Consider the following 967-nt stretch of genomic DNA (forward strand, 5'->3'; position numbering starts at 1 on the left):
TTCGTATTATGAGATCAACCAGTTCTTTCTGGTTGATCCTTTTTTCATTTGCATAGAGGATTAAGGTAGCCTGGTCGAACGTACCTGCCCGTGGGACTTGAACCCGAGCGCTATAGTGTTCACCCTACTTGTCATGACCATGATTGAGGCTGGTTGGGACGTAAGATCCCGTATAACAAGCGATGCTATGGAGCGACAAGAAGAACCTTAGGGGATGCCGGTAAATCTAAACTTACAGGGAGAGATGAAATGAATCCAGTTATCGGTCTAGATATTTCTAAAGAAGAAAGCCATGGACAAGCCTTTTTAGCGCGAGGAAAGCCATTCAGAGGGACATTCCACTTCGAGCACACTCGTGATGGTTTAGCAAATCTCCATCAAGTTTTAAAGGACGTTGAATCTGCATCCAAACAACGTCCTTTGCTTATTCTAGAAGCAACCGGCCATTACCAAAGTCCGGTTGTTCAGTTTCTAGAAGAACATCACTATGTTTACATTGTCATTAATCCGCTCATCTCAAATCGGCTTAGGAAGTCTCAACTTCGTAAAGTAAAGACGGATGCTGCTGACGCTGACCTATTGGGAGAGTTGTACTACAAGGAAGAGTTTGAACCTTTTAAGAAAAGAGGGGTGCAACTTCTCAATCTGCGCTATCTTACAAGACAATATGATTCTCTTTCAAAGATGTGTGTACAGACTAAACTACAATTCCAAGCTGTTTTAGATCAGGTTTTCCCGGCTTACAAAGGCGTCTTTGGGGCTATGTATTCCGGTGTTTCACTACGGTTTTTAAGTGAATTCCCAACCTCATATTCAGTTTTGCAGACAGATGAAAATACACTCAAAGCTAAGATGAAAGAACTGCTTTCTTCGAAACGAGGGCGTTCAGAGGACTGGATTAACCAACGGATTCAACGACTGCTAGATGCGGCAAAACAAAACCCATTTCAGCAAACCATGTATGCTA

The 967-nt window shown here is 42.7% G+C and carries 1 protein-coding gene; it reads left to right on the plus strand.

What is annotated here, in order from left to right; all coding sequences use genetic code 11:
- Positions 1-249 precede the first annotated feature (249 nt).
- Positions 250-967 (plus strand): IS110 family transposase (locus L696_RS0110080; protein ID WP_025683534.1); only part of this gene is annotated, 718 nt, incomplete at its 3' end.

Source organism: Paenibacillus maysiensis, from assembly GCF_000520815.1.
Taxonomy (GTDB): Bacteria; Bacillota; Bacilli; order Paenibacillales; family Paenibacillaceae; genus Paenibacillus; species Paenibacillus maysiensis.